This window comes from Mesorhizobium sangaii (assembly GCF_014207355.1).
Taxonomy (GTDB): Bacteria; Pseudomonadota; Alphaproteobacteria; order Rhizobiales; family Rhizobiaceae; genus Mesorhizobium; species Mesorhizobium sangaii.
The window spans coordinates 241,244-262,288 of sequence record NZ_JACHEF010000005.1; the positions used below are offsets into that span (position 1 = coordinate 241,244).

At 64.6% G+C, this 21,045-nt stretch carries 27 protein-coding genes and 1 pseudogene; 11 read left to right on the forward strand and 17 right to left on the reverse strand.

Annotated elements, in window-relative coordinates; translation table 11 throughout:
* Positions 1-102: 102 nt before the first annotated feature.
* From HNQ71_RS23890 to HNQ71_RS23910, 5 genes are all read right to left on the reverse strand, one after another.
* Positions 103-2,562 (reverse strand): phage tail protein, encoded by a 2,460-nt coding sequence (locus HNQ71_RS23890; protein ID WP_184875098.1) that lies wholly within the window; start codon positions 2,560-2,562, stop codon positions 103-105.
* Positions 2,562-3,182 carry a phage connector family protein gene (locus HNQ71_RS23895; RefSeq protein ID WP_184875100.1) on the reverse strand — a complete coding sequence of 207 codons (621 nt, stop codon included), beginning with the start codon at positions 3,180-3,182 and terminating at the stop codon, positions 2,562-2,564. Before HNQ71_RS23895 ends, HNQ71_RS23890 begins: the two co-directional genes overlap by 1 nt.
* Positions 3,183-3,502: 320 nt before the next feature.
* Entirely contained in the window at positions 3,503-4,492 is a 990-nt protein-coding gene (locus HNQ71_RS23900; RefSeq protein ID WP_184875101.1) for a Coat protein, read from the reverse strand.
* 185 nt (positions 4,493-4,677) lie between these two features.
* Positions 4,678-5,589, reverse strand: coding sequence for a hypothetical protein (locus tag HNQ71_RS23905; protein ID WP_184875103.1), 912 nt, complete (start codon positions 5,587-5,589; stop codon positions 4,678-4,680).
* 381 nt (positions 5,590-5,970) lie between these two features.
* Positions 5,971-6,543 carry a hypothetical protein gene (locus HNQ71_RS23910; protein WP_184875105.1) on the reverse strand — a complete coding sequence of 191 codons (573 nt, stop codon included), beginning with the start codon at positions 6,541-6,543 and terminating at the stop codon, positions 5,971-5,973.
* 313 nt (positions 6,544-6,856) lie between these two features.
* Between HNQ71_RS23910 and HNQ71_RS23915 the strand changes: the two genes are divergently transcribed.
* Positions 6,857-7,177 (forward strand): YMGG-like glycine zipper-containing protein, encoded by a 321-nt coding sequence (locus HNQ71_RS23915; RefSeq protein ID WP_095091384.1) that lies wholly within the window; start codon positions 6,857-6,859, stop codon positions 7,175-7,177.
* Between the two features lie 155 nt (positions 7,178-7,332).
* Here the strand turns inward: HNQ71_RS23915 and HNQ71_RS23920 are convergent, their stop codons facing one another.
* The 4 genes from HNQ71_RS23920 to HNQ71_RS23930 all read right to left on the reverse strand — a co-directional run bounded on the left by HNQ71_RS23920 (position 7,333) and on the right by HNQ71_RS23930 (position 10,629).
* Positions 7,333-7,653, reverse strand: coding sequence for a Bbp19 family protein (locus HNQ71_RS23920; protein ID WP_184875106.1), 321 nt, complete (start codon positions 7,651-7,653; stop codon positions 7,333-7,335).
* Positions 7,650-9,395 carry a portal protein gene (locus HNQ71_RS23925; RefSeq protein WP_184875108.1) on the reverse strand — a complete coding sequence of 582 codons (1,746 nt, stop codon included), beginning with the start codon at positions 9,393-9,395 and terminating at the stop codon, positions 7,650-7,652. Before HNQ71_RS23925 ends, HNQ71_RS23920 begins: the two co-directional genes overlap by 4 nt.
* Positions 9,396-9,965: 570 nt before the next feature.
* Positions 9,966-10,091, reverse strand: a complete 126-nt coding sequence (locus HNQ71_RS35565) for a hypothetical protein (protein ID WP_281391401.1) — start codon at positions 10,089-10,091, stop codon at positions 9,966-9,968.
* Positions 10,060-10,629 (reverse strand): hypothetical protein, encoded by a 570-nt coding sequence (locus HNQ71_RS23930; RefSeq protein WP_184875110.1) that lies wholly within the window; start codon positions 10,627-10,629, stop codon positions 10,060-10,062. Before HNQ71_RS23930 ends, HNQ71_RS35565 begins: the two co-directional genes overlap by 32 nt.
* Positions 10,630-10,768: 139 nt before the next feature.
* Here HNQ71_RS23930 and HNQ71_RS23935 point away from each other — a divergent pair, with 139 nt between their 5' ends.
* Positions 10,769-11,140 carry a nuclear transport factor 2 family protein gene (locus HNQ71_RS23935; RefSeq protein WP_184875112.1) on the forward strand — a complete coding sequence of 124 codons (372 nt, stop codon included), beginning with the start codon at positions 10,769-10,771 and terminating at the stop codon, positions 11,138-11,140.
* A 50-nt stretch (positions 11,141-11,190) separates the two neighbouring features.
* Here the strand turns inward: HNQ71_RS23935 and HNQ71_RS23940 are convergent, their stop codons facing one another.
* The 4 genes and pseudogenes from HNQ71_RS23940 to HNQ71_RS35010 form a co-directional block, all read right to left on the reverse strand.
* The gene (locus tag HNQ71_RS23940) at positions 11,191-11,946 is read right to left on the reverse strand and encodes a phage terminase large subunit family protein (RefSeq protein WP_184875114.1); all 756 of its coding nucleotides are present in this window, start codon (positions 11,944-11,946) and stop codon (positions 11,191-11,193) included.
* A gap of 334 nt (positions 11,947-12,280) precedes the next feature.
* A pseudogene (locus HNQ71_RS23945) lies at positions 12,281-12,997 on the reverse strand (terminase large subunit domain-containing protein); the annotation flags it as partial.
* Positions 12,885-13,268: a hypothetical protein gene (locus HNQ71_RS23950; RefSeq protein WP_184875118.1), complete on the reverse strand. Its 384-nt coding sequence runs from the start codon at positions 13,266-13,268 to the stop codon at positions 12,885-12,887. The gene HNQ71_RS23950 and the pseudogene HNQ71_RS23945, both read right to left, overlap by 113 nt.
* Positions 13,261-13,770: a hypothetical protein gene (locus HNQ71_RS35010; protein ID WP_246461946.1), complete on the reverse strand. Its 510-nt coding sequence runs from the start codon at positions 13,768-13,770 to the stop codon at positions 13,261-13,263. Before HNQ71_RS35010 ends, HNQ71_RS23950 begins: the two co-directional genes overlap by 8 nt.
* Before the next feature lie 633 nt (positions 13,771-14,403).
* On the opposite strand from HNQ71_RS35010, the gene HNQ71_RS23960 reads away from it, so the two are divergent.
* The 4 genes from HNQ71_RS23960 to HNQ71_RS23975 all read left to right on the forward strand — a co-directional run bounded on the left by HNQ71_RS23960 (position 14,404) and on the right by HNQ71_RS23975 (position 16,015).
* Entirely contained in the window at positions 14,404-14,673 is a 270-nt protein-coding gene (locus HNQ71_RS23960) for a hypothetical protein (protein WP_184875120.1), read from the forward strand.
* 116 nt (positions 14,674-14,789) lie between these two features.
* Positions 14,790-15,095 carry a hypothetical protein gene (locus HNQ71_RS23965; RefSeq protein WP_184875122.1) on the forward strand — a complete coding sequence of 102 codons (306 nt, stop codon included), beginning with the start codon at positions 14,790-14,792 and terminating at the stop codon, positions 15,093-15,095.
* Positions 15,096-15,180: 85 nt separating this feature from the next.
* Positions 15,181-15,492 carry a hypothetical protein gene (locus HNQ71_RS23970; RefSeq protein WP_184875124.1) on the forward strand — a complete coding sequence of 104 codons (312 nt, stop codon included), beginning with the start codon at positions 15,181-15,183 and terminating at the stop codon, positions 15,490-15,492.
* 64 nt (positions 15,493-15,556) lie between these two features.
* Positions 15,557-16,015: a hypothetical protein gene (locus HNQ71_RS23975; RefSeq protein ID WP_184875126.1), complete on the forward strand. Its 459-nt coding sequence runs from the start codon at positions 15,557-15,559 to the stop codon at positions 16,013-16,015.
* 144 nt (positions 16,016-16,159) lie between these two features.
* Here the strand turns inward: HNQ71_RS23975 and HNQ71_RS23980 are convergent, their stop codons facing one another.
* Both HNQ71_RS23980 and HNQ71_RS23985 read right to left on the reverse strand, forming a co-directional pair.
* Positions 16,160-16,597: a VOC family protein gene (locus tag HNQ71_RS23980; RefSeq protein ID WP_184875128.1), complete on the reverse strand. Its 438-nt coding sequence runs from the start codon at positions 16,595-16,597 to the stop codon at positions 16,160-16,162.
* A 91-nt stretch (positions 16,598-16,688) separates the two neighbouring features.
* Complete coding sequence (locus tag HNQ71_RS23985; protein WP_184875130.1) at positions 16,689-17,147, reverse strand: DoxX family protein; 459 nt, start codon at positions 17,145-17,147, stop codon at positions 16,689-16,691.
* Positions 17,148-17,365: 218 nt separating this feature from the next.
* On the opposite strand from HNQ71_RS23985, the gene HNQ71_RS23990 reads away from it, so the two are divergent.
* From HNQ71_RS23990 to HNQ71_RS24010, 5 genes are all read left to right on the forward strand, one after another.
* On the forward strand, positions 17,366-17,557 hold the full coding sequence (locus tag HNQ71_RS23990; RefSeq protein WP_184875132.1) for a hypothetical protein: 192 nt from the start codon (positions 17,366-17,368) through the stop codon (positions 17,555-17,557).
* A 144-nt stretch (positions 17,558-17,701) separates the two neighbouring features.
* Positions 17,702-17,881, forward strand: a complete 180-nt coding sequence (locus HNQ71_RS23995; RefSeq protein WP_024501602.1) for a DUF3606 domain-containing protein — start codon at positions 17,702-17,704, stop codon at positions 17,879-17,881.
* Positions 17,882-17,983: 102 nt separating this feature from the next.
* Positions 17,984-18,427, forward strand: coding sequence for a GFA family protein (locus HNQ71_RS24000; RefSeq protein ID WP_184875134.1), 444 nt, complete (start codon positions 17,984-17,986; stop codon positions 18,425-18,427).
* A gap of 126 nt (positions 18,428-18,553) precedes the next feature.
* Positions 18,554-18,790, forward strand: coding sequence for a DUF982 domain-containing protein (locus tag HNQ71_RS24005; protein WP_184875135.1), 237 nt, complete (start codon positions 18,554-18,556; stop codon positions 18,788-18,790).
* Between the two features lie 14 nt (positions 18,791-18,804).
* A complete protein-coding gene (locus tag HNQ71_RS24010) occupies positions 18,805-19,050 on the forward strand; it encodes a DUF982 domain-containing protein (RefSeq protein WP_184875137.1) in 246 nt (81 codons plus the stop codon).
* A 6-nt stretch (positions 19,051-19,056) separates the two neighbouring features.
* Here the strand turns inward: HNQ71_RS24010 and HNQ71_RS24015 are convergent, their stop codons facing one another.
* On the reverse strand, positions 19,057-19,356 hold the full coding sequence (locus HNQ71_RS24015) for a hypothetical protein (protein WP_184875139.1): 300 nt from the start codon (positions 19,354-19,356) through the stop codon (positions 19,057-19,059).
* Between the two features lie 161 nt (positions 19,357-19,517).
* The gene (locus tag HNQ71_RS24020; protein ID WP_184875141.1) at positions 19,518-20,594 is read right to left on the reverse strand and encodes a sensor histidine kinase; all 1,077 of its coding nucleotides are present in this window, start codon (positions 20,592-20,594) and stop codon (positions 19,518-19,520) included.
* Between the last annotated feature and the right edge of the window lie 451 nt (positions 20,595-21,045).

Here is a 21,045-nt window from a genome sequence, read left to right on the forward strand (position 1 = left end):
AATCACAGAGGTTCAAGAAGAGGCGCCAGCGGTGGAACCGCCAATCTCCCCCCTTGAGGGGGAGATGTCCGGCAGGAGGGGTTGGCGGGAATGAGACGTTGGCTAAGGCTCCGCGTCGAACACCGGCGTAAAAGCGCGGATGGTGCAGGGCGTCGGGTTGACGTGGCGGATCCTCACCCTTCCCTGCCCTTCCCAGCTGTCGTCGATCGGCACCTCGACATTGCCGGTGAACAGCGTTGCCCCGCCATCCGGGGCGACGATCGAGGGCATCCGCACCGGCTCCCAGCGGCCGCGCATGAGGGACTGCACTTCGAGCCCCGTGGTGTCGGTCTCGAGCAGCGACAGGATCACCTTCGCCACCTTCTTGCGGCGGCCGATGATGGAGCCGTCGCGGCCGCCGACATCGAGCTCCAGCGTGTCGGCGCCCGCCGCATAGGGCAGGCCGAGCTGCCATTTGGCGGATGCGGCCGACCCGGCCGGCAAGCTCACCGTGCCACCGCTGCTGACAGTCAGGCCGCGATAGACCTTTGCGCCGGCCAGCACGTCGACGGACTGGCCGGCCAGGTGTAGGGCGCCGCCGACCGTGGTCACTGCCGCCCCGGAGTAGGTGAGGCCGCAATCGACCTCGAAGGCGTCGGCGATCGCGGCATATTCGAAGGGCGCGGTCTTGATCTCGATGAAGCGCCTGGTGGCGCCGCCGATGGTGCGCTTGACGACCAGCCAGAGATCGTCATTGCCGTTCTGGCCGGGCGTCACCACGGCACTTTCGACAACCGCCCGGCCCAATCCGCCGAAGTCGCCGCCCAGGCGATGCCGGTGCATGCCCCTGACATCCTGCGATGGCTGATGGGTGTAACCACCAAGCTCGCCATTGCCGAGCGGGAACCACAGCAGGGGATCGGGGTCGGTCTGGAAGGCCAGTTCGACCACGCCAAGCTTCGGGATATGCTCGGAGATCTGGCCGACATCATCGGAGGTGAAACGGCTCTGCGCGGTCTGCGTCAGCTCGGCGATCGATTTGCGCGAGCGCGTGACATAGAGGAACGACTGGCCGGCATCGACCGGGCGGATGCGGGCGCAGCCGAAGGTGCGCGAACGCCGGTTCTTGAACGAGGTCGGCGTCAGCGCCTCGTCGATGCCCGAGCCCGACAGGGCACGCACGCCGCCCGACGTGCCGATCAGCAGCGCGCCGTCGGACTCGGCGATCCAGACGATGTCGTTGGCCTGGCCGCCGCCGGCCTGCACGAACTCCAGCGCGTCGTCATCCTTCTCGCCGAGCGCGAAATTGTCGAAATCGCCGGTGGCCGAGGCATAGACCGAGAATTTCCGGCTGAAGGCCAGGCGCTCCTCGTAGAGCGAGCCCGACTGGACGTATTTGCCGGGAACGAAGGTACCGAGCCGCCAGCGGGTGATAGGGCTGAGGTCAGGCAGAGCGAAGCCATAAAGCTGGATGGTGACCACGGTGGTGCTGGTGCGGGCGATGATCTTGGCCCAGCGCCAGCGCCCGTCCGAGCCGAACAGGCGGACAGCGCGGCCGACATCGCTGGCCTGGAACCCGGCGCCGCCATTGATGCCGACGGTGGAGGAGGCCGTCAGGTTGAACGGCGTCTGGCTGGCGGCGGCGCGGTTGAAGGTCAGTTCGGCGAAGTCGACATCGGTGGCGCCGTCGATCGCCTTCCAGGTGAAGCGATGGTATTCAAATCCGGTCTTGTTGACGAACTCGTAGAAGCGGGTTTCACCGGCGTTCCAGCCGATCTCGCTGGTTCGGGTGTCGAGCGCCACCCATGTCGTGCCGTTGTTCGACCCTTCGAGCACCCAGTTCGTCGGCGTCCTGTCCTGGGTGCCGCCCGAGCGTGCGGTCAGCGTGTAGTTTTCGACGATGACCTGCGCGCCGCCGGCCGTGCGGTAGGTGACGGAACCGGTATCGCCGACAGTGCCGACATGGCTGACGCTGTCCTTGTCGAACACTTTCCACGCGTCCACCGACCCGCCGAAGCCGGACACCGTGCCGCCTAGCGCGGCGTTGGATGTCATCGGCGGCGTCAGCGAACCGTAGTCGGACGGGACCAGCGCCGTCGCCGTGGCATTGATCGGGTCATAGGGACCGTCGAGAAACTGGTAGTCGCTCAGGGCCCATGCGGTGTGCGCGGTGCGCGTCAGCACCTTGGTCGGATAGGTCTCATGGGTGATCCACATCTGGTCCGCGGATTGCACGAACTGGAGGTTGAACAGGTCGGCCTCGAGATATGGCGTGACCACCTCGACCGTGTCGACGCGGGCGCCATAGGCGTAGACGCGAATGTAGAGGTCGCCGAATTCGAGCGCGTAGGCCTGGTTGGCCGAAAAGATGAAGGGGATCAGCCGCGTCTTCTTCGTCGAAACCTTCACCTCGCCGGCAAAGTAGGTGCCGCCGCGCTTGCGGATGCCGCCATGCGGCAGCGTGACGAAGTTCTCGCATTTGGCCAGTGCCGCCCGATAGAAATCGAGCGAGGCGCGTGCGTGCAGGCGCGGCGAAATCTCGCCACGGGTGAAGACGTCCTGGACCGGATAGAGCGTCGTCATCAGCGCATGGTCCTGCTGTCGCCGGGCGCAACCCTGTTGTCGCCGCGCTGGTACGCCCACGACGCGGTGTAGGACCGGCCGCCGCGCTGGATGGCGCTGGCGTTGAGCGCGGCGTCCAGCGCCCGGTCATAGGCCGAGCGGGCAATGTCGATCATGCCCGACTTGTGGGTCAGCGGATGCGCGACCTTGATGGCGAGTGCCGCCACCAGTACTTCGGTGAACAGCGCGTCCCAGTCGTTCGGATCGGTGAGGTTGGCGACATAGCGGATCAGCAGCGGCCCGGGCTGGTCGGTGTAGATCAGGTCGGCCTCCTGCCGCCACGAGACCGGCACGCCATCCGGTTCGCCATTGCGGGTCGGCGGCAGCGGCCGCAGGCAGTCGGCCGGCAACTCGTAGGCGAAGTTCAAGCTGAACGCGTCGCCGCCGATGTCCGAGCCCGCGACCGCGGCGCGCAGGATCGCGAACACCCAGGCATATTTGGTCAGCTCCGCCTCCCGCGTCAGGTCGAAATGCAGGTTGATGAGCCGTGCCGCCTTGACGTCCTGGTCGAGACTGTCGATCGGCGCCTCGTCGAGCACGGCAAGCGCCATGTTGGCGATATCGAGCGGGGTGATGGCCATGGGTCAGGCCTCCGTGAGCGGGGTTTATGGGGACAGGTCGGGCATGGAAAAAGCCGCTGGGAGCGGCTTGGGGATTGGATGGCAATAATCAGAGGTCGCGCTCTACGGCGCCCCCCTCTGTCTTGCCGGCCATCTCCCCCACGGGTGGGGGAGATCGGATGTCACGCCGGCCTTCGCCAATCTCAAACATTGAAGAAGAGGCCCGCTTTGAAACTGCCAATCTCCCCACTTGAGGGGGAGATGGCCGGCAGGCCAGAGGGGGGCGCGGCGGAACGCAGCTTTGGAAAGGAGCGGGCGCAACGCCCCCGCCCCTCGCCCGATCAGGCCTCGGTCGTCTTCAGCGCGATGAACGTCATCGCCTTGACGCTCGAGGCGGTGCGGTCCCAGTTCGCCGCCAGCGCCAGCTCGGCATCGGTGGCGAACTCGCCGGCCGACGAGGCGTCGAGGAAGCGGGTGCCGGGAACATGCGGCACGAAATGCCGGCGGCCGACCATTTCGGTGACGCCGCCGCCATGGCCCTGGCGCGGCTTGCGATCGAACTCCAGCGGCCCGCCTTCGGTGTTAACCGCCAGCTCGTTCCACAGGATCGCCTTGTCCTTGAACATGAACGCGGTGTAGACGCCCGCCACTACGGGAATGTCGTCGTCGACGACGGCGCGCAGCCCCATGTAATAGGGGATCAGCGGCCCGCCCTGCTGCGACGACGGCACATAGTCGATAAGATCGGCGAGCTTCAGCGCCTTCATCTGCTTGGAGTGCATCCAGATCGTCTTGAACTTGTCGGCGCGGTCGCCCATCAGATAGGCGGCCTCGATGATGTCGGTATCGACGATGGAGGCGCCGGTGGTGCGCACCAGATCGCCGCCGTCATTGGCGATGTTGTCGGCAACGACGCCCTTCAGGATGCCGAGCAGGGTCAGCTTGTTGGCGCGCTGCCAGTACTCGGTCTGCCGCTTGACGATCAGCTTCTGCGGATCGTCACCTGCCAGGATCGAGGTCAGGTCCGGAACGCCCCACGCCTGAGCGCGGACATTGCGGGCGGCGACCTCGCGGCGCGAGCCGACCTTCTTCATCTCGATCGAATCGGCAGGATCGTCATTGACCGGCTCGGAGGGGTCGTTGCCAAGATCCTTCCAGCCGGGCATGTCGACCGAGCGGCCGCCCATCGACAGTTTCGAGGCGATGGCCGGGTCGGAAAACAGGATTCCGGCCTGGTAGATTTCGAGCGACTGGACATGTTCCTCGAACGCATATTGCGCATAGACGGACGGAACGATCGCGTCCGCGATACGGGTGTAGGCATCTGCCATTTTTCTCTTCCTTCAGGTTGTGATTGGTGGCTTCGCCCCCTCGCCCAGCCTCCGCTTCGCTCGGCTGACCTCTCCCCCAAGGGGAGAGGAGACTTGCGACGTCGGCGCGCGCCTCTTCTCCCCACTGGGAGAAGGTGGCTGCGAAGCGGCCGGATGAGAGGCATTCGAATAGTGCTGACCGACCGTCAGCGCGGATTGTTCGGCATCCACTGATCCGGATTCTCACCGGCCTCGCGGGCCAGCCTCCGGGCACGGGCGGGGTCGCTTTTGACGAGGGCTGAAATCGCCGAGATGTTGCGTTCGCCGGCGGCGTTGCGCTTGAACGGATTGGCTCCGCTGAAAGCAGCACCGCCGTCGATCGTGTCTTCCGTGAACATAGCCTCGCCGATGGCGTGGAACGCCTTGGCGATCTGCGGATCGGACAGCGCTCCGTCAGGCAGAAGGATGCCCTTCGCCTTGTAGGCGTCGACCAGGCCGAGCTTCTTCATGGCCCGGTTGGCGACCTCGATCTTCCGGCGAAAGCCGTCGCTGTCGGTCGGCCCCCAGTCCCTGACAAGGTCGTCATGCGTGGCCTCGACTGAGCGGGCGAGCGCGATCTCCTGTGCTTTTGCCTGCTCGGCCATGTAGCCGACGAACTTGTCGTGATAGGCCTGCGCGGTCTTCGGCGAGGCACCGGCTTCGACCGCCCAGGCCTTGGACGCCTGGGCGAGTTCGTCCGAATAGGCGAAGTTTTCCGGCAACCCTTCCGGGCGCCGGTACTCGACCTTTTCGGACGAGGTGACCGGACGCATGGCCTCGGGCAGCCGGGCATGGAACTTCTCCCAGTCTTCCCGGGATGCGTCGGGCTGGGGAATGCGCAGGCTCTCACCCTGCTGCCGCTCCAGCTCCGCATAGGACGTGAAAACCCGATCGAGGCTTTCAGGCTTGGTCCAGCCCTTGGTTTCAGCGAGCTTGCGGTTGCCTTCGGAAAGACCGTCAAACCAACTTTGGGCGACAGGCGCGGCGGACCCATTGTCCGCACCAGCCGGTGACTGTGCCGGGTTGCCCGCCGGCTGCGCACGCGCCGCCACGGACCCGGCGTCTGCCAGATCTGTCATGTGAGATTTTCCTTCTTGGAGTGTTTTCAGAGAAGAGCCGGTCGCCGAAGCTGCAATCTCCCAATCTGTGGGGGAGATGGCCGGCAGGCCAGAGGGGGGCGCGAAGGAACGCAAGCGGTCACTCCAGCTTGGGTTCCTCGCCCCCACGAAAGTGGGGGAGAGGTGGCTCGGCGAAGCCGAGACGGAGAGGGGACTGCGCCCTACGAAAGCCCCTTCTCCGGCCGCTTCGCAGCCACCTCTCCCTCGCCTTTGGCGGGTGCGAGGAACCAAGCCTTGCTTGGCTGGCGGGAAGCGCCCCCTCTGCCCTGCCGGGGCATCTCCCCCACGAGGGGGGAGATCGGCGTCATCCCCGCTTGCGTCAATCGCCCAGGTTGTCAGTGCTTAGACATTATCCCCCCAGTTCTCCCACAGCACCGTGATCGTACCCGTCACCGCGATCGTCCCGTCGGCATCGATATCGGTGCCCGTGGCGAAGGCCAGGTTGAGATAGAGATCGACCGGCGTGACGGTGCCATCCAGCGTCGCGGCGGCGGCGATGTCGGCGGTCGAGGCGGTGGAGGGTGCCGCACCGGCGCCGTCGAGCGTGCGGGCGGTGGAGGCGAGCACATTGACCATGGTCGAGGCCAGCGTCGCGCTCGATGCCGGCGCCGAGCCGAGCGACCAGGTGAGGGCCGCATTGTCGTTGACGGTCGCCGCGCGGGGGCTGAGCACAGCGAACTGCAACCTTGCCGTGCCACCCTTGATGCGCACCTTGCCGTCGGTGAAATCAAAGATCTTCTGGCTGGTATAGGCCAGCGCGTCGGTGACCGGCACGGGCATGGCACTGAACGAAAAAACGGTGCGGAAGGCGCCGCCCTGCCCTGTGGTGACGGCCTTCAGGCCGGCTTTCGGCGGGGCAAGGCCGGCCTCGCGGGCGGCGGCGCGGACAAGTGTGCGGGGAAGACCTCGGGTCATTGGTATGTCTCCATTGTTTGAGTGAGGAGTGGTGCGCGCAGCGCATGGGAAGCCAATTGCTTGGCCTTCCAAACGACGAACGCCCGGAGCGATAGCGAAGGGGCCGGCGCAGCCAGGCCGAACCGGCAAAGGCTGAATCATTCTGACAAGGATCGGCGCTACCGCCTTGTTCGCATGAGGTGTTTTCGGGCTCCGGCTTATCAACGCCCGAGAAACCCTGTCTTATATCGTGAGGCCTGGTGCCCCCGTTCCGCCGCAATGCGGCGGCACGTGGCGAGCGATAGGGATTTCAGGCATTCAAGGGAGACTTCATATGAACTTTCACAAAGCCATCGCCGCCGTGCTGATGACCGCAGCACTTGCAGGCTGCGCACAGACCGAAGGCCAACAGAGAGCCGGAACCGGCGCGCTGATCGGCGGCGCCGGCGGCGCCCTCGTCGGCCAGGCCATTGGCGGCAACACCAAGAGCACGGTCATCGGCGCGGCCAGCGGCGCCCTGCTCGGCGCGGTTGTCGGCTCGGCCACCACCCCGCAACCGCAACGCCGCGGCGAACAGATGTGCCGCTACCAGGACCGCGACGGCCGCATCTACACCGCCCCCTGCGACGACCGCTATTATAACGGCGATTATTGAGTATCAGCCCCCTTCTCCCCGTTCACGGGGAGAAGGTCCCGGCAGGGGGATGAGGGGCAGCGCAACGTTCTGGAATGCTGGCACCGTCCCTCACCTGCCTGCCGACATCCTCTCCCCGTAGAACGGGGAGAGGGACGCAGCTTGAGCGTCCCTACCTATTCCTCCAACCTTGCCGCTTTCTCCAGCGCCAGTAGCTGCGCCTCGTCCAGCGTCAGAAATCCCATGATGTGCTGCACCACTTCGGCGCGTGCATTGCTGAGCGCGCTGTGCAGCTCGAAGCCGTTGGGTGTGCGGGTCCGCGCCATCCACTCGCCGTAGGACGGGCGGCGGTAATAGCCTGTCGTCGCCGCGAGGTCGGCCAGCACCATCTCGCCGTCCTCGCCTGAAAACACCCTGAGATACGCCCTGGCCAGCGCCTCACGGGCCTTGGCCGGGCCGCCGGCCTCGCCGGAATGGGCGAAGCGTTTCCGGCTCATGCGCCGCCACCCGCCGCGCCCGGATCCCCCGGCCCGCCCTGTAGCATGCCTTGCAACCCGTCGAGCAAACCGCTGTCGCGTGCCTGGACGGCCGCCGGCACCGCATCCTTGGCCGCCTTGCCGGCGGCGGCGATCGCCGCCATGCCGGCCTGGGCCTGGCTTGCCTTGGCGCGGGCATCGCGCAGGCCGTCGACCTCCTCCTTGCGGCGGAAAATGCGCTGCGGGCTGCGGCCGGCGCCCTGCACGATCTTGATCGCCTCGTCGCTGTCGATGTTGTCCATCACGCCGGGGTCGAACTGCGCCATCTGTATGGCCGTCGTCACCACCTGGATGGTATCGCGCGCCTCGGCCGAGCGGCGCAGCACGTCGAGCGGGCCGGTGAAGGTCGGCCGCACCGCCTTGCCGGCGAGGCTCGCCGGCGGCAGGAAGCGGCTGCCCTCGTCATAGAGCCCCTTGTCCTCCAAAATGCCGAGCTCGCGGTCGAGATTGGTGGCGAAGCCCGCCTGGATGATCGAGCCGGAGGGCCCAAGCAGCGCGCCCTTTTCCTCTTGCCTGATCAGCGCTTCGGTCGCCGTCATCTGCGGATTCTGCACCAGCGTCTGGAACAGATTGACGAACATCATGTCGCGGATCTCGTCGGCGCGGCTCTGCGCGTAGTTGAAGGCATAGGTCGGGTTCTGCCCGGTCGAGATCGGCGCGATCAGCGGCCGGCCATTGTCGTCGATCAGGCCGGGATAATTCTCGCCCGGATTGAGCACCGGCACATAGTCGAGCCGGGCTTTCGAGGCGGTGGCCGGATCGGTGATCTGCTGCAGCGCGCGCAGTCCGGAGCGGCGCACGGCGTTTTCCTCGCGCACGGTGGTCAGCGCCTCGATGGTCGGCGAGATGCCGTACGGGTCGCCCTCGTAGCGGCGCCAGTTGAAGGTCGACACCGGAAAGGTGCGAAAGCCGCTTTCCCGCACGATCTCCTCCTCGTCCTCGATGACATGGTAGGAGGCGAACGCCGTGTCGAGATACTGGGTGTGGCCGCCGAGCCGGTACATCTTGCGCTCGTCGCGCGGCTGGATGCACTGGACAAGCGAGATCTTGGTCTCGCACTTGGCCGGATCGTCGACCAGCACCTTGATGCGCATCGGCAGCCTTTCATAGCCGAGCAGCTGTGCCGCCTGCCGCGCGGTGCGCTCGTAGCGGCGATGAAAAATGTCGACCTGGCCCCAGCGGTTGCGGCTGAGATACCCCTCGACCACAGGGATCGAGGCATAGCGGATCAGCGTCGAGCCAAACCCCTCCTCGGCATAGAGATAGGCCGGGCCATAGCGCACGACATTGCGCAGGCAGGCCTGTGTCGCCGGCACGAAGTTGGAATTGGCAGAGTAGCGCAGCGAGAACAGAAAATCGCGCAGGGCTTCCGCCCATTCCTTTTCCTCGTCGGTCTCCTGGTCATTCATTTCCGCGGTCGACAGGCCGTGCCATTTTTCCGACTGCGGAATGATCAGGCTTTCCAGCCCCGCGGCGAGCCGGTTGGCGGCCGAGTTGATGGTGTTGGCGTAAACGCGGGCACCGCGCCGCTCCTGCCGCTCGGCCTGCGAGTCCGCCCCACCTCCGCGGCGGCCGCTCCAGATGTCGGGCGCGTCGGGGTCGCAGAACTCCGCCACCTGCTCCCACACCGCCTCATACTGGCTGCGCTCGCTCTCGAGCTCGGACTGGCGGGACAGGATATCGCGGGCACGGGTATCGGTCATGGGTTCAGCCTCGCTGGGGTGAGGAATGGGATGGTGACGTGGAAGAAAATGAGCGGACGCCGGAGCCGCTGATCTCCCCCCTTGAGGGGGAGATGGCCGGCAGGCCAGAGGGGGGCGCTGTCCCGCCGACCTGCAATCATTTTGGTGTGTTGCCTTTGGACCTTGTTTCGAAATCGCAAAGGCTGGTGTTCCTTCACGCCCCCCTCTGCCCTGCCGGGCATCTCCCCCTCGAGGGGGGGAGATTGGCAGCTTCCGCGTCGGCACCCTGTCATCTTTTGCCCATCCGGCGGTGCTACGAGTTTCTCGCGGCGGGTTTTGGAGGAGGTCGATGTGACGACGACAAGCCTTGCCGGCACCCTGAAAAACCGCGGCAAACAGGTGGCCAAACGCCTGCTTGGCTATGATTCCCTTCTAACACCCTCATCCGACCGAGCTTCGCTCGGCCACCTTCTCCCACAGGGGGAGAAGGAAGAGCCCTCACCCCCGCCTTCTCACCAGCCGAGCATGCCGTCGCCAATACCACCACGCCAGCACGCGCTTGCGGAAACTGCGCTTCATCGCGGTCATGGTCTAAAGTCCCAGCAGCACGCGGCGCTGGCCGGTGAGGCTTGCCGGCGCGAGGTCGGTCTTGATGGTGCTGAGCGAGCCCTGGCGCTGCTCGAGCTCAGTCCGCAGCGCCGCCTCGCGCGCCTGCATGTCCTTGTCCTCGGCTGTCGGCGTCGGCGGCAGCCGCTTCAGTTCCGGTGGTTTTTGAAACAGGCACATGGTTCCAGCCTTCCCTTGTCCAATCGTAGAGAAAAAAATCTTCGCCGTTCCTGCCATAGCCCGGCAGCAGGCTGCGTTGCGTGGCGCCGAGCCGGCCAAGCCAGCGCAACGCCAGTCGATTGGCGGCCAAGGCGCGGGCCTCGACCCGCCAGGCGCCCCGTGCCGCGACTTGAGGTCCAAGCACGGTGTGAAAGAACGCGGTGATCCCAGGCACGCAGCGCCTCATGCGGCGCGTGCCCCAGCTCCAGGCGATCCACAGCCCGCCGCGCTGTTCGGCGGCGCCAAAGCCGGCCTCCGGATTGCCGTCGAGCTCGGCGACATAGGCAAACCCCTGCAGCGCGGTGAGCGCCAGCAACGCCGGCGACCAGTGGTCGAGCTGGCAGTCGATCTCGGCGCGGTCTTCGGGGCGCAGGTTGGCAGCGATGTAGCTGAGGTCGCGCAAGGTGGCGGGGATGATACGGAGGGGCATGAACAGGCCAGAGCGATGGGGTGCGCTTCCCGCTTTCGGGCGGAGTCTCGGAGGCCCGCGCACTTGACCGGTCCCGGCGCCAGTGACCTACTTCGGACATTGAACACGCAGGCTACCGACGACTGGAGGAGACGGGCGAATGGACATTCGATCGACACTGACGGAGCTATGCGAAGCCTTCAACGCGCACGATCTCGATCGCATCATGGCGTTCTTTGCCGACGATTGCGTCCTGGAGATGCCGAGGGGGAGCATGCCTTGGGGAACGCGTTGCGAGGGCAAACGCAACATACGAGACGCACTGGCGACACGCTTCGAAGGCTTGCCCGATGTCCACTACGGCAACCCCAGGCATTTTGTGGATGCGGCTGCCGATACCGGCATCTCGAAATGGACCCTCACAGGCACCACCCGCGAGGGCACGCGAAAGGAGGTCCAAGGTTGCGACTTCTACACGTTTCGCGACGGCAAGGTGATCCGCAAGGATTCTTACTGGAAAATCGTGGAGTAACCCACGAATCACGGTGACAGTGCACTGTTCGCCGGTCGGCACCTCGCTTCTCACCTAAACGCCCCCAGCGGATCACTCTGCCCCACCGGCCTTCTCGGCACCCTGAACTCCGCCGGATCGACCACCGCCTCCCTCAGCATCATCACGCCATAACGGGTCGCCGCCATCAGATCGTCGCGCAGTTTTACAACCTGGCCGTCCCGGCGATGATAAAGCCGAAATTCCTCGAACCAGGGCAAAAGCGTCGAAAACACCTTGAAGCGGCCGGATTGCATGCGATCGAGCATCTCCATCAGCCCGGCCTCGACCGAGACCGAACCGTCCGGGAATTGCGCGTGGCGGGTCAGCATGTTCAGCCCATGCGCGGCATACTGCCGGGCGAGCGCCACGCCCGCCCCTTCCAGCGTCTCGCGGCGGCCGTCGCGCGGCCACGCCCAGGGCAACCATTCGCCCCATGGTTTCAGGGTCAGCGTCTGCATCGCCGGCGTCTGCTGCGAAGCGCGGCAGGCCTTGGCGACATAGACGACATCGGCCTCCGTATCCCAGGCAAGCTCGACCGCGGCCGACGGATGGTCCCAGCCGAAATCGAGCGCGCCGATGCGCGGCCAGTAGCGCGGCAGCCGGAACGGCGCGCAGGCGATCAATTCCTCGGCCACCGGAAAGATGCGACCGGAGCCCAGCACCGGAATACCGCGAGCCCGCGCCTCCCGCTCATGCGCCGGATAGGCGGCAACGATCGCGGCGCGCTCCTGGCGTGAATAATGCTCGGCATCGTCGATGGTCATGAAGGTGACGTGACGGGTCATGGCGTATTCCTGAATCACCTTGCGAGACGAGGGCGTATCGTTTTGTTAAGGCGCGATCTTTTCTAGTCACCGTCGCGCCGCCCCTCATCGCCCTGCCGGGCACTTCTCCCCGTATAGTGACGGGGAGAAGGACGCCGTCACCAATGGTTTCGCCAATAATCTGCGTTGCAACAAAGGAGCCGAGTTTGCGGCCAGCCCCCTCTCCCCGTCACTATACGGGGAGAGGATGCCGGCAGGCAGGTGAGGGGCAGCACAAGCCGAAGACAAGAAGCCATCGAAGCCACTGCCGCTTAACCCCTCACCCCTTGCCCATCCCCTCCACCTCTTCCGCCGACAGGAACAACAGCACCACATCCGACATGCCGAGCAGTGGCGTGAAGGTGACGATGGTGATGCCGCCGGTGGCGTTGGTGCGGGTCAGGCCTTCGGAATAGATGTCGAGCGGCGGTTCCTCGTCGAACCAGACGCCGTGCAGCGTCTCACCCTGCCATTTCTCGCGGCCCTTCTCGAAGCTCTTGAACGACAGCACCGATTCATCGGCCTGCACGTCGCCGCCCCAGCGCACCACGACGCTGTCAAGCGCACCCGGCGCGCCGCGCCCCATGATGGTCTGCACAATAGCGTCGGCCGGAATCATGCCGGTGCCCCAGGCCACGTGCTGCTGCGGCGGGCCAACCAGCACGCGCTGCGGGTTGTCGCGCGTGCCTTCGCCGGTCACACCAGCCGCCCACAACCGGACCGCGCCGTCAAAGACCTTGCCTTGCCACCACGAGGGGTAGCGCCCGGTCAGGTGCATGGCCCATTCGGCGCCACCGGCCCTGGTCTTGCCGAGCTGGTTGCCGGCCATGAACAGCCGTTCGCGGTTCTGTGCACCCGCGGCATGGAACTCCGCTTGTCTGGCGTAGGGCCGGTAGGCCGCGAGCTGGTTAGTGCGGCGCCTACGGTCCAGTTCCGCCAGCAGCGCCAGATATTCCGTCTTCGCCGCCGAGGTCCTCGAGGAACGGCTTAAGGGCGGCTTCGAGGCCGCGGATACGGCTGCGGATCTCGTCATCGCTTAAGCCGTCCAGTTGGTTGATCGAAACATGTAAATCCTTGGGCAGCACCGAAAGCACGATCTTCAGATACTGGTCGGGCTTGTCGGCACGCACCTCGGCAATTACGCCGGCGCCATGGGTGCGGAAATCGGCGCGCACCGCGGCCAGGAAATCATCGCCCAGCGTCTTTTTCGCGCGCTTCGGCCGGCGTTTTGCGGCGAGCTTTGTGGCGGGCGTCGCGGTCCGGCTCTTCGGTGCCCGGCGAGCCGGCGGCGGCTTGTCAGCCATGCTCGCCCCCTGCGGTCTCTGCAGTGGTCGTCCTGGATTTCACCACCTTGGATTTTGATCGGGCGGATCTTTTCGCCGTGGATTTCGCCACTTTGGATTTCGCCACTTTGGATTTCGACCGCGCGACGCGCTTGCGCGGCTTGCTGGCCGCGCGCACCGGTTTTGTCGGGCAGGCCTCCGCCTCTATCGCGCTGGGCGGTATTGCCGCTTCCGAGCCCGCCGCGCCGGAACCCGCTGCACCGGATCGGCCGCCAAAGCGCAGCCGCTTCGTCAGCCGTGCCGCGCCTATCGCCCGGTCGCGGCCACCCAGCGAGCCCAGGGCAAACCCGAAGCCGCCGGCCGCATCGACCGGACCGCCGCGCACCATGCCGATCAGCACGCCGGGCGCGACCTGCTCGATAAGGCCGAGACGCGCCTGCGGCGCCGCCCCCTCGAACTCCCCAATGGCACTGACGACCTCGCGGCCGCCATCGTCGGTGATGATCGTGGCGTAGCGGACCATGGATTTTTCTCGCTGTTTGCGAAGGGTCGTCGGGCAAAGGATGGCGTTCCTTCGCGCCCCCCTCTGTCCTCCCGGACATCTCCCCCACAAGGGGGGAGATTGGCAGCTTCAGCGCCTTGCTATGCCTGCTACGTTGGCGATTTGCGAAACCCGAGATGACGGCCAATCTCCCCCCAAAGAGGGGGAGATGTCCGGCAAGACAGAGGGGGCGCTGTCCCGCCAACACGTCTGATTGAGCCAAAAACAAAAAACCCGCCTCGGCGGCGGGTCGTTGGCGCAAATCAGCACCATGGACAAATATGTAGCATAGCTGCCCTCACCCAGTCAACGATTTTCTGAGAAAAAATTCCTATTCCGTTTTGCGACGCCGCGCCAACCAAGGTCCCGCGCATCGCTGAAGGGCAGCTGGAAATGAAAAAACCCGCCTGCGCGGCGGGTCTGGAGGTCGTCGGCGCAAATCTGCACCATGGCCAAATCAATAGCACAACTGCCCTCACCGGACAATCCGTTCGGCATGGATCGGGCGTCGAGGATCGGGCTTTTCGTGCCGGCTTTTCATAAGCCGACATCTGTGAGACCGTGAGCTGAAGCTCATGGAATGATTCGCGTCGTACGGCCTTGTGGGAGAGGGCGATGGACAGACCAACCATGGCATCCGTCTTCAGGGTCCGGCATGCGCCGGCCACGGTTTCGGGTGTGCGCAGCACCGGTCAGGGACAGGCGGACCCGATCATCCGCGTGCGCTCGCTCGGCGAGGCGATCCGCTTCGTCGCCCACGCCTATCCCCAATACGACATCAGCGCCGTCGCCATCGCTTCGGCTGATCCCTCGATCCCCCGCCTCGGGGGTCTGGAAGTGAAAGCGCTGTGGCGCGAATATGGCGAACGCCTGACGCAGGAATAGGCATTTCCAGGCAGCCAGCTCCGTGATCTTTTGCGACCTCGCCTACGCCCTGCCCTCACCGCCGGAGCGGAAACGCCGCTCGCGCGTTTTTGATCATAGCCACGGGAGCAATCGCCATGAACGTCGCCAATCTGCAACTCGAAGGCCTGCTGATGGCCGTCGCGTCGATCAACCACCTCCTGGTTCAAAAGGGGGTGCTGACGGCGGAGGAAATAGACCTGGCCTTGCGCAAGGCCGAGGCCGGCGAAACCAGCCAGGAGCGATCCGAAGGCATGTCCGCGTCAAGCCGCGACGCCGTCAGCTTTCCGATTCGGCTACTGGAACTCGCCAATCAGTGCCAGCCGGAGGCGGAGATGCCCTCCTTTTCGAAGCTCGCCCGCATGGTTGGCCAGATCAAGGAGCCCTACAACGACCAGATGTGAGGCACGCCAACGCGTTTGAAAATCAACCTAGCCCCTCTGCCATGGCGTGCTTATATCCAGCCGTCGGGATCGGAGGGTGTTTGCGATGGGAAATCAGAAGGCACGCGAACAGCGGTCGCCGCCGGCGGACAAGGACCTCTCCTATGAACGCGACGGCAGAGATGGTTATGGCGAGAACAATAAGTCGAAGCGCAAGGCCATCCCGCTGTTCAAGGCCAGATCCAATCGCCAGGGCCGCCACGGTGCGAAGGTCGCCGTCGACGGCATGACAGGCGACGAGCGTGATGCCGACGAAGCCAAACTGCAGGCGGCCGACTTCAAGGCATTGAAGCCGTGGAAAACCAAGTCGCCGGACATTCCGCTTGGCGATTATCTGAAGAGGAAACGGAAAGACTAGCCAATGCCGGCTTCGGGCGGGTTGGCACGACCGCACCCGGCTCCTTCCTCGGGGCGGCGGGCCCATGGCCAGCGGATGGACCAACTATTTTGCCTGCATGATCTCTCAAGCATCTTGCTTATGTTACACAGTTTTGCTTGGCTCCAATGCTGTTGATTTGGGGCGACATGTGAGATTTGAATCGCGCCTTGGCGCCTTGTTTCTGGGCGCCGTCATGCTGGCCGGCTGCACAACACTCAGCGAGGGCGAGTTCAACAACGCCCAGGCCGTCCTCAGCGGCAGCCCGGCGATCAAGGCCAAAGTCATCAGGGAGTGCATTTCGGACCAGGCTAAACTGCCGCTGGCAGAGAGAAAAACCATCGCCGAAGTCGTCAATATCAGCCTGGAACGCTTGCCGGCAACGACCTGCAATCGCCTTTGGAATGCCGTCGCCAGAGGACGCATAACTTATGCCGACTACCGCAATCTCTCGTCGCCATCGGCCGACAGCAGCAAGGTGATCAAAATCCTGCAAGGCCGCTAGCCGGCCTTCGCCGGCCAGGCTGCACTCATGCATATCGCGCAAAAGTGGCCCCGGTTTTGGGAGAACGACATGCATAAAACAAAGACCTAAAGCGCGTCGTCTGAATCCATTCAGACGCGACGCGCTTTGGCCGTCGAATTGCGCTCAGCTGAGTTCTTGGGCGAGTCCGATGAGATGCCCTTCAGGCCCGCGGATGTAGCAGAGCCGATACACGTCTTTATACTGGACCACTTCGCCTACAAGCTGCGCGCCGCGATTGCGGAGCCTTTCAAGCGTCTCATCGATGTCGTCCACGGTAAACATGACACGGAGGTAGCCTAGAGCGTTAACCGGGGCGTTGCGGTGATCCGCGACGACAAGCGGCGCGAGGAAGCGGGATAGCTCGAGCCGGCCGTGGCCGTCCGGTGTGCGCATCATGGCAATCTCGACGCGCTGATCGCCCAGTCCAGTGACACGTCCGGCCCATTCTCCTTCGATCGTGGCCCGCCCTTCGAGCTCAAGGCCTAGCTCGCGAAAGAAATCAATCGTCTTTCCGAGGTCATCGACGACGATTCCTACGTTGTCCATCCGTTTGAGCGCCATGTGTCCATCTCCAAGGTTTCGTCCGGGCCGTGAACTCATGAAACTGCTTGCCGGGTGAGCAAGTGGTTGAATCAGGGCTAGCGACGGGCGCCTACGCCCGGCCCGGCCATCCCGAATTCAGCGAAAGCACCCTGCCCGGGCCATGTACCGCCGCGAACAGCAATCCGGCCATGAACGAAAAATGGTCGATGAAGAAGCCGAACTCGGCCTGGTTGCCGGCCCAGTGGCTGGGTCCGTGGAAGGAGAAGCCGAGGAACAGCACATAGGCGGCGGCGACCAGGGCCGCCGCCGTGAAGAAGGCGCCGGTCAGCAAGCACACCACGAGCGCGGCTTCCAGCAGCGCCGCGCACCAGGCCAGGAACAGCGGAAACGGAAAGCCGGCGGCGGCGATGTAGCCGGCGGTGTCGCCCATGCCCATGAACTTGAAGGTCACGGCCATCAGGAAGACGCCGGCGAAGATCAGGCGGGCGATGAGAAGTGCCGCGGTCTGCCACGGTGCCTGAATGGTTTGCGACTGAGTGGTTTGCGACTGAATGATTTGCGACGACATTGTCTTTTCTCCAGGATTGCAATGGGCTCCGACCCAAGGACGAGCGACCGGCGCCAAATCCGACACGTCGGGCAGATTTTTCTCGGGAATCCCCGATGCAGGCGCCCTGCCCCGGCGCCTGGACGCCTCTAACCCGTTGAATCCACTGGTGCGGCAAAACCGATTTCACTTTGCCGGCTGATGTTATAATGGCGCCCCACTCAGAAGGGGAACAGGACATGGCCAAGGCATTGACCATCGCTGCGCCGCAGCACCCGGTGACGAGCACCGCCTATGAGCAGGAATGCAGGGAGATGCTTGTCCCGCATCTCGAGGCGCTGCTCGACAAGATCGAGGCCGCCGGCTGGGAGCGCCGACAAGCGGCATCGGCGCTCATGTATCTCGCCGCCAAGCGCCTGACGCCCGCCTGATGCCACGGTAGCGAGGCCGGGCGGCACGGCGATATTGTCGTGGCCGTGGAACTCGCGACGGCCGATCCGTGTTATGTCCTGTTGATCGTGGAATCGGGCGCCGACGGCTGCGCGTTTCCACGGCAACAGAAAGCGAGGCCTGAAATGGCTGACGACAAGTCGAAGACGAAGCAGGACCGCAAGCTGGTCTCCAGCGAGGAGCCCTACGAGGTCGCTGCCTTTGCCCGGAAATACGGCATTCCGCCAAGCGAGGCGCAAACCATCATCAAGCGCTATGGGCCGTCGCGCAAGAAGCTCGATGCCCATATGGCCGCCCGCGGCTAGGTCCGATCGACCGGGATGAGGCTCTGTCCTGGACGAGCGTCCGTCCGGGACGAGCTTCTGTCCGCCCGGCCCAAAGCAGACTGACAAGATGGAGGGTGCATCATGTCCGACACCATACGCAGGACCGGCAGTTGCCTGTGCGGCGGCGTGCAGTTCGAGGTCCACGGCGCGCCGCTCAGAATCGGTCTCTGCCACTGCAAGGACTGCCGCAAGGCCAGCGGCTCGGTCTATTCGGCCTTTGCCATCTGGCCGCGCGAGGCCTTCGAGACGACGGGTATCGTCAGCTCCTACGGCACGCGCAGCTTTTGCCCGACCTGCGGCGGTCGTGTCGCCTGGGTCGACGACAATGAGGCCGAGGTGATGATCGGCAGCCTCGACGTCGCGCCGACGGATCTCATGCCCGAATACGAGTTGTGGACCAGCCGGCGCGAGACCTGGCTGCATGCCTTGCTCGGCACCGAGCAGTTCGAGCACGACCGGCCAACGGCGAACGCCGCCGAATTGCCGCCGCCGAGGCCCTTGTCGGACGCCGTCGCAGGCGACTGAAATTTTCATCTCGAAGGCAGGGAACCCTGCTCTGTTGCCGACGTTAACCGGCGCCTCGTTTCGTGCATGTTGTCCCAAAATCGCTGCATACTTTTGGGCGACTTGCACCAGTCAAGGAGACGATCGTTGAACGACAAGATGTTTCCCCATCCGATCAGACTGAAATTTACCCCTGGCCGCGAACGCGTGGTGGGCAGTGCCTGGGAAAGCCTGGAATGTCTCGGCGACTGGCCGGCGGGCCGGGGCCGGCGCTACCGGGCGGCGTGGCGCAGTTGCCGCGATGCACTGGATGGCTGGACGCCGCCGGAAAAAGCGATGCGGGCGATGATCGACGCCGCACGCGAAGCAAAACTCCTCCATTAGCGGGAAAACAGGACATGGCCGAGGCGATGCTGTCGACACCGATACGGATCAGGCCGCATGGCTCGGACACGATCCGCGACATCACCACGCTGAAGGATGCCAGCGAAATCCTGATCGACTGGCCGCAGGCCGAGCGCGGCCCGTTCTACCAGGCCGCGCGCGAACAGGTCGAAGCGGCGCTGGAAAGCAAGGCAGGTGCTGCCCAGGCGCAGGAAGCTTTCGTTGCCCTGTGCAACCATGCCGGCGTGCTGGTCCGGTAATCTTTGCTACTGCGCCAGCGGCTGGACCGGCACTTCGCCCGGCTTGATGACCGGTGTCTTGCCTTCATCGGGGGCCGGCGTGGCCATCCCCTGATCGCCGGTGGCCGGCGGCTTCAGCACACCGCCGCAATCATTGAGCGTATCCGACAGATTGTCGCCGCCAGGCTGCTGTTTTGCGCCCTGCTCCGTCTGGACCCGGCATTTGTCGGTCTGCGGCCCAGGGTCTTGCTGCTGGCCCGTTTGCACCGCTGCCGGCACCGCCAGCGCCAGTATCAGGCTGAATGGCACGATGGCGAGGGTTCTCATCTCGGCCTCCTTCTTCTCGTCACGGCCGCCTGCGGCGACCCTTCCCTTCAAAGGGACAACGCCTGTCGATGGAAAAGGTTGGCTGCCGGCGAAGCCGGGTGAGTTCAAGCCGACGCAGCACCCGAAGGTTCCTTGCCCAGGTGAACCGACCGGCTGGACCCTCAAAGGCCGAAAGACGCCTCGGCGGCAGGCATTTCGGCGCCGAGTTGCGGAACGATGATCGATTCCAGCGGCGCCGTCAGCGACCAGTTGACACGGCCCGGGCTGCGCTCCAGTACGGCCGAGCCGTTCAGCGATTGCGGCGCGACCCGCTGCAGGACGACCGTGCCGAAACCCTTGCGCGTGGATTCGTCTTGCCGTCCCCCTGGCCGGTCGCCTTCATGCACCGGCATCGTCTCGTCCCAGACGAGATGGATTTCCCGCTTGCCCGAAACACCGGCGGCGATCTGCCAGGTGATCTCCAGCCGCCCGGCATCGACCCCCAGCGCGCCATATTTGGAAGAGTTGGTGCCGAGTTCGTGAAATGCCATGCCGAGATTTTGCACCGCGTTGGGCTGCAAGGTCAGCAGCGGTCCCGACAGCGATACCTGTCCCTCATGGCCGAACGGCTTGAGCTGCTCCTGGATGAGGTCGAAGAGGCTGGCGCCCGCCCATTCCGAGTTCACCAGCAAGTCGTGCGACCGCGACAGCGCCATGATGCGGGAGCGGATCAGCTCTTCGAATTCGCGCGGATCGGTCGAGCGCTTGCTTGTCTCCCTGACCATCGAGAGGATCACCGCGAACTGGTTCTTGACGCGGTGGTTTACCTCCCGCAGCAATAGCCTGATCCGGCGCTCGCTCTCCTTGGTCGCGGTGATATCGCGGGCGATCTTCGAAGCGCCTATGATCTCGCCCGTTGCATTCCTGATCGGCGAGACGGTCAGCGATACGGCAATGAACCCGCCATCCTTGCGTCGCCGGATCGTCTCATAGCTGGCCACGAGCTGGCCATTGCGAACCCGGCCGATGATGTCGGCCTCTTCATCCCTGAGATGGTCGGGAATGAGCATCAGCACCGATTGGCCGACAGCCTCCTCGGCGGTATAGCCGAACATGCGCTGCGCCCCGCCGTTCCAGCTGGTGATGACGCTGTTCAGATCCTTGCTGATGATGGCGTCGTAGGATGAATCGACGATCGCGGCCAGCCGTGCGTCGGCGGTTGTGTTGATCAGGCCATCGATACTTGCCAATCCTGTCATTGCCCCACCTTCCCCGTCACGTCGCCCTCACGACCCGTGTGACAAATTCCACCCCATGCCCAGCAATGCGTGGTGGCGCGTTTGGTTGCAATCGGCGGGCGACATTCCATGACCGACGGCGACAGCCACCGAAGGGGCCCGGATCTAAGCTTCGCAATCAGTTCGGTTCGGGGGCGACGTCAGGGGCGTCAAGCGGGAGATCGGCCGCGGCATCCCGTTGCGGACAATCCTCATAGCGGTGGTCGCGGCCGCCGCAGAAGGAACAACACATGGCTTCGCGATCCTCGTCTCCAGGTGGCCATTTCGGGGTCTCGTAGGGCTTCCTGCCGTCCATCCCCAGGAATGCGCGACGCGGCATTTGGTTGCGCCGCAAAAAGTCGGCCAACTGGCTGTTGCGGAACCACCGGCGGGATGCGAGTTTCAAGTGACACACTCGCTTGCTGCGTGAAAC